The organism is Tenacibaculum amylolyticum (genome assembly GCF_964511145.1).
Classification (GTDB): Bacteria; Bacteroidota; Bacteroidia; order Flavobacteriales; family Flavobacteriaceae; genus Polaribacter; species Polaribacter amylolyticum.
Genome location: NZ_CAZEFZ010000047.1, coordinates 1 through 6,379, shown reverse-complemented (window position 1 = coordinate 6,379; position 6,379 = coordinate 1). Strand labels below are relative to the sequence as shown.

6 protein-coding genes are annotated in these 6,379 nt (G+C 30.4%); 1 reads left to right on the top strand and 5 read right to left on the bottom strand.

All coding sequences use genetic code 11. The features are described 5' to 3' along the window. Window positions 1-408: 408 nt before the first annotated feature. Window positions 409-1,065 carry a hypothetical protein gene (locus ACKTTC_RS12830; protein WP_408040239.1) on the bottom strand — a complete coding sequence of 219 codons (657 nt, stop codon included), beginning with the start codon at window positions 1,063-1,065 and terminating at the stop codon, window positions 409-411. Window positions 1,066-1,288: 223 nt separating this feature from the next. On the opposite strand from ACKTTC_RS12830, the gene ACKTTC_RS12825 reads away from it, so the two are divergent. Next, window positions 1,289-1,792, top strand: coding sequence for a DinB family protein (locus tag ACKTTC_RS12825; protein ID WP_408040238.1), 504 nt, complete (start codon window positions 1,289-1,291; stop codon window positions 1,790-1,792). Between the two features lie 224 nt (window positions 1,793-2,016). Here the strand turns inward: ACKTTC_RS12825 and ACKTTC_RS12820 are convergent, their stop codons facing one another. The 4 genes from ACKTTC_RS12820 to ACKTTC_RS12805 all read right to left on the bottom strand — a co-directional run. Beyond that, window positions 2,017-3,171, bottom strand: coding sequence for a gliding motility-associated C-terminal domain-containing protein (locus ACKTTC_RS12820; protein WP_408040237.1), 1,155 nt, complete (start codon window positions 3,169-3,171; stop codon window positions 2,017-2,019). 246 nt (window positions 3,172-3,417) lie between these two features. Next, on the bottom strand, window positions 3,418-4,083 hold the full coding sequence (locus tag ACKTTC_RS12815; RefSeq protein ID WP_408040236.1) for a hypothetical protein: 666 nt from the start codon (window positions 4,081-4,083) through the stop codon (window positions 3,418-3,420). Window positions 4,084-4,094: 11 nt separating this feature from the next. Beyond that, on the bottom strand, window positions 4,095-5,651 hold the full coding sequence (locus ACKTTC_RS12810; protein ID WP_408040235.1) for a hypothetical protein: 1,557 nt from the start codon (window positions 5,649-5,651) through the stop codon (window positions 4,095-4,097). Between the two features lie 10 nt (window positions 5,652-5,661). Beyond that, window positions 5,662-6,379: hypothetical protein (locus ACKTTC_RS12805; protein WP_408040234.1), on the bottom strand; the 718-nt coding region annotated here is incomplete at its 5' end.

Genomic DNA, 6,379 nt, shown 5'->3' with positions numbered 1-6,379 from the left:
CCGATGGTACTGCCACTGGTGGGAGAGTAGGTCGTCGCCTTTCTTTTAAACAAAACCATATACTAACTTTAGTATATGGTTTTTTTGTTTTATAATACTTGATAAAACTAAAGTACCTTCAGAACACTCTTACTAAAAGAGAATCATCAAAAACTTCAAATACCTCCTTTAAAACTTATTTAAGAAAAGAAATATTAAGTTTTATAATCTATATTGACTGAACTTATAAAAGCGCTTAAATCGTTTAATTCAGCTACGAAAATGTTATTCAATATAGATTCATTTGAAAAGGTAATCTATGTTGACAAATCAAAATACTTTTAGATGAAGTTTATGCAAATAAGTGGTACCATACTTTAAGTAAAGGCAATAAAAAAGCCTAGTAATATTTACCAGGCTTTTTAGTTTTTATCTTCTACTTCTTTTCTTTTTTTGCTTTCTTCTTTTAATTATTTGACTTCTCTTGCCTAATTTTGAATTTGGAGTTGCTCTATAATAATAGAAATTATCATCTTCTCTTACTTGGCGATAGTATTTTCTAAAATTATTTCTATAGAAAAATGCATCATCATAATCATAAATATCACCTATGTTTATGTCCACATCAACTCCACAAGAATTGTTATTTCCATATAAACCATCATTATAATAATATCCTGAGTTTTTTACACGGCCTCTGAATAATGGATTTCCCCATCTATCATAAGTAATTCTTAAATTACCAACTCTAGTCAATTGTCCGAATCTATAGTTCATATATACATTACCGATTCTTCTAACACTTCCAGAAAAATCATAGTTAATAAATACGTTTCCTACTCTTCTTACACGTCCTCTATGATCTCTTTTAATTCTTATTCCATATCCGTATCTGCCATTTCGATGTGTGTTAAAATCAAATTCTCCATTTAAAAAAATATGAAATTTAACTCCTCGTTCTACAAAGGTAACAGCGTCATCAAAACGATTGTTAACCCCAATTGTATTTGTCGAATTTTTAAAGTCATAGGCTTGTATAGTTGCCAAAGACATTATTGCTATAATTAAAAGTAAATGTTTTTTCATAATTACTAACGTTTAGGGTTATGCTTACTCTTTATGCTTTTCAGCGACCGCATTTGTTTGAATAATTCCAAATAGCATGCCAAAAATATTTTTTCAATTTAATTAAGCTTCTTTTGTAATGCTATGAACGTTTGAAACGACTAGTAATTCGAAGTATTGATAATAAATATTAATTGTTATTGATTTTCTTTTTTGTTTAAAAAATAATTATGATTTTTGATAAATGGTAGATGCAATAGAAAAAAACTTAGAAAGAGGAATTAAGTTATTAAACTCTATTTCAGATGAGGAATATAGCGATTGCACTGTTCCTCCATACTACTCAAGTATTGGTAATAATATGAGACATATTTTAGATGTATTTTCTTGTATTTTTAAAGGAGTAGATAATGGAATTATAGATTTTTCCGATAGAGAGAGAAATGAACTAGCTCAACAAAAAACTCAAGCTGGAATAGCTTATTTTAATGCTATTTTAGAAGGACTTCAAAAAATTAAAAACCACGACTTTGATACTATAGTAGCTGTAACTGATGATTTAGGGACTGGAAAAGTAACTGCTAATTATACTTTAGGAAGCGCTTTAATACAAGCGCATAGTCATACTATTCATCATTATGCAAGTATCGGGTTTATAATAAATCAATTAGGAATTGAGTTACCTGATGCAGATTTTGGATATAATCCAACAACGCCAAGAAAAGAAATTAAAGAGGTTATAAAATAGCCTCTTTTTTATTGACTTCAATTTTAGATATAAAATCCTACAATTTGATTGTTGTACTTTTAGTAATATAAAATTAAATGCGCTTAGATGTTGGAAAATTTAGATGAGAGCATTTCTTAAAAAAGAATCGAATTCAGTAATTTTATTTTAGAATAAAAAAGGGACTAAAAGTCCCTTGTATAATATACTTCTGTACTGAAAGTACAGAGAGTGTTTTAGTTTTATTATCTATTTATATACACCCAACCTTTAAGAGTGCGATCTAATGAATCGTTACCGAATGATAATACATAGAAATAAGTTCCTACAGGTAATCCATCACTTTTATCTACTGTAAATGGGCCTTGAGAAATACCTTCCCAATCATTTTTATAATTATCTACTTCTAATACAGTATTACCCCATCTATTGAAAATACTCAGCTTATTATTTTTATATAGTTCTAATCCTTCAAAAACAAGAGTATCATTCACATTATCACCATTAGGAGAGATTAAAAAGTTATCATCAGCTAAATCACCACCTTGTAGGATAGAACCAATAGTAATTACTTCATATTCATCTGGAATAAAAGTTTCTGAAGTTAATTGTCCACTAATTAAATCACCAGTAATATTTATACCTCCAAGATTTACCCATTGATTTTCAGATTTACTCCATCCTACAACAGTTAATAAATTAGTGTTTGAAGCTATTTGATCAATATTACTATCTTGATCCCATGTTAAAGTAACAACAGTTTCTGTAGTTCCATCTAAATCCCAGAATTCATAATTACTAACGTTACCTACTAAAATCTGTTTTTCAGTTGTATCAAAGCTGCTTAAAAAAGTTGTTGGTGTATTTGGATCTTCAGAGAAATACGCTCCTCTAAAATAGTTATTTTGACTATGAGGTGGAATAATCATTGGTCTAAGTTTATCATTATTACCAATAGGGAAACTAAATTCTTTATCACCAAATACTGATGCATAACCATCAGTATGTCTATCATTATCTTCTCCTACATATAGATTGAAGTTTATGAAATCTAGAGAAATATTTACATTATCTCTTGGAGTAATTACTTTTCCATTAATGAAATCTAAATTATTTCTGATTCCTAAAGAGTTCTCTAATTGTAAATCATTTATAGCGTCGATTTCAACATTATAGAAGATAGGTCTATTAGTACCAGATACAATTCTTGTTGCACTGTCACTATAAAAGCCTACGAAACCACTTTCATTTTCAAAATCTCCATCGTTTATAACATCTGTGTGGAAACCAATCTCTGAATCTGAATGCATTTCAATATTTCCAAAATTATGAAAGGCTGTTTGTGAATTTATGATATATGGCACAAGAATAAATGCCATTAAAAATGGATAAAATTTCATCTCTCCCGTATTTTAGACCCCCTAGGGTTTATTATTGATAACTTACATTTAGCTCTTTATTTAGTATTCTATGTTTAATTAGGGTTAAACTTGCTTAAGAATAGTTTATAAATAAAGAACTTTTTAATCTTTTAATTAGATACTCAAATGTACTTAAAATTTCCCCGTTAAATTTTAAAGTTTCGTTGAAAAGCTATTTTCTTAAGATTAATGTACAATTTATTTTAAATATTTGTCTTTTTTGTATTACTTGTACGCTGTGAATATTACAACAACACCTTCACTGGTAGCATTACCACTTCGAGCTACATTGATTGTAAATCCATCAGAATTGAATGATGTTAATGAGGCGTTAATGATTCCTAAATTATCACCATTTTGATTTCCATATCTCAGTCCTATACAATTTGAACTACTAGCATATCTTGAAATATCATTAATTGAGTTACCACTACCACCAACGTAAATTACTTGTTGTGTAATGGGACCTCCATTATCCCTCGCAAATCCATTCATGGTACCGTAAGAGTTATTGATACCAGTATTGTTATTTCCTACGCCGTTATCACTATTTAAATTAAGACTTTCGACATTTGCATGTGCAACAAAAGTTATTTGACTAGGTTCAAAAGGTACTCCTGTGATATTTTGATTACCTGAACTGGAAATAATAAAAGCACCTACATATACATTTCCATCTGTTAAAATTTCTCTCCATCCACCAGATGTATATTCTACAAGTCGATCCCTATCTGTATCAAAAGCAATGCTTCCTAATTGAGGAGCAGGGGAGGTGATAGCATTTAATTCTGCAGTGGTTGCTCTAGGTGCACTTAATAATGAACTGGCATCAATTTGCGCTGAAACATTTATTGTACTTATTAATAATAATATGTAAAAGTAAGTTTTCATAAGCCCTTTAATTAGTCTAATTTTCTTATAGTCATTCCAGTAGCATTAGCATCTATTATTACACTAGCATTAGTAGAAGTTAAATCTTTACCTCTAATCTTTATCCCGTAACTCTGAAATTGATTTAAATTTAATAAGACAGTTCTAGATACATTAGCATATCTTCTAGCATTATTACCTCCTGGAAGGGTTACTATGGCTCCAGTATTAGCAATAGGGTTATTATTTTCACAAACGACAACTTCAAAAGATGGCCTGTTAAAATTATAATTTTTAAGTATAGATACAGAAAATGAAACTTCATATAAACCAGCTTCAGTTATTTGAATCTGATCATTATTGATGTTGCTTACAGATCCGTTTGAAGCTCTAACAGAATTTAATGGAATTAGTGTACCATTCGCATTAAATCCATTAACAGCTAAGGTTGAATTACTATTATTAAATTTATCTATATAAGTTAATGTTGTACTTCCACTTCCAGTACTACTACTGTTTTCATTTGTCATTTGTTGCCAATTAGTTCCATCGCTTTGAAGAGATAAGATACTATTGGCTTGTATTGAAGTAGTGTTTGTATTAGATAAATTGCGATAACTAGAAATAGTAATACTATTACTAGTTGTATTTTTTAAAACATACTCTCGGCCTTCACATGTATTTGCATTTGGGAGTGTAATGGTATGATTACCATTAATGATTATAGAATAATGATCTTCTGTTAATGTTAAATTATTAGTAGTAGTTACTACTGATTTAGATATAGAACCTGCTACTTGAAAAGTAGAATTAGCAATATTGAATCCAGCTTGAGAATCGTTATAATCATTATCTACAGGAATTTCATTGGTGTTTAAATTAATTCCAAACCTAGTTTTAGCATCAGCTGTATTATTGCTTCCTTGAACTCTAAATAATTCTTTATGAAATTGCCCTCTTCTATAATCGTATCTTTTAAAAATAATAGGTTCGGCACCATCATCTCCAATAATAAACTCTAATCGCCCATCATTAGAAGGACCAGCAGAGCCTATTTCAAATAAATCGGTTACTCCAGCACTACCTTTTAATCGAAAACTTCCATTAGTAGTTGTAAAGAACATAGGTCTGTAAAAAGAAGCTCCTGAAGCAGCAAATTGCAATGCAGATACATTTCCATTACCATTTAAATATAATAATGCTTGATCTCCATCTGTATAATCAGGAAAACCTTGAACAAGACCCAAGGTTGCTCTTCTACCAAATTCTAAAATTGGAATATTATTAGATCGAATTTGCATTCTAACATCATCTACAGTACCTAAAAAGTTGGAGTTGGATGTTCCTAAATTTCCATCTGTAAGCCAGTTATTATTACTTGAGGACACCCAAGTTGTGCCATTAAACATAAAAATTCCACCTTGAGCAATATTATATACAATAGAACCTACATTAGCACCAGTTACCGATAACATTTCAGTGTTATCGGCAACTGTTGGAACTCCCATTACGGAGTTTGCATCTATTTGACCAAATAAAGCAAAAGAATAAATACTTGTAATTAATACAATCTTTCTTAAAAATTTCACATTAATAGGATTAAAAATCAATAATACTGAACATGAACTCTAAATCAATAGGGTCACCTGCTGTAGTACCATTATCACTGTCTTTAATAATTACTGTAAATCCATTTGCCGTTTGGTTAGTATATGTAATACCAGGATCGTCATAATTTGCATTTGAGTTACCTGGACAGTTACCACCACAATCTCTTATTGCTAATTGAATAATGTAGTTTGCATCATTCATTGCATCAGTAAATGTTATGTTATACACTCCTTCACTAGCTCTATTTATACTAGCAATATTAAATTGTTTAGCAGTAGCATGTGAAACATAAGAATTGAAAGTACCTGAATAAGTCATAGTTACTTTTGCAGCAGCCGTAATAGTTGGTCCTCCGAAATATGCTCCTCCATCAGTACCAACTTCAATTTTATTATTTGCATTTGCACTTACTACTTGGGCTGTATGATCATTACCATTTTCATCAGTATAGGTAATTTCTCCAGTAGCAGTTGGATCTGTTGCTGTTGGTGTATCATTCTGAGAAAAAGTTGTTACTGTTTCTTGAATATTAGTAACTGTACCATCAGCTGTATGTGTTGCTATTGTTCTACCTGAAAGTCCTGCAGGTTGAGCAACAACATTAACAACAGAAATATCGTTGTCATCTGGTAAAGTCACCGTTGAATCCGCTCCTGTACCATTACCAAGAGTAAGAGTATTTCCAGAAAGTGTTAAGTTCTGGTTA

Coding starts and splice junctions, on each gene's coding strand:
- ACKTTC_RS12830 (WP_408040239.1), bottom strand. CDS start 1,065: ATGAAAAAACATTTACTTTTAATTATAGCAATAATGTCTTTGGCAACT.
- ACKTTC_RS12825 (WP_408040238.1), top strand. CDS start 1,289: ATGGTAGATGCAATAGAAAAAAACTTAGAAAGAGGAATTAAGTTATTA.
- ACKTTC_RS12820 (WP_408040237.1), bottom strand. CDS start 3,171: ATGAAATTTTATCCATTTTTAATGGCATTTATTCTTGTGCCATATATC.
- ACKTTC_RS12815 (WP_408040236.1), bottom strand. CDS start 4,083: ATGAAAACTTACTTTTACATATTATTATTAATAAGTACAATAAATGTT.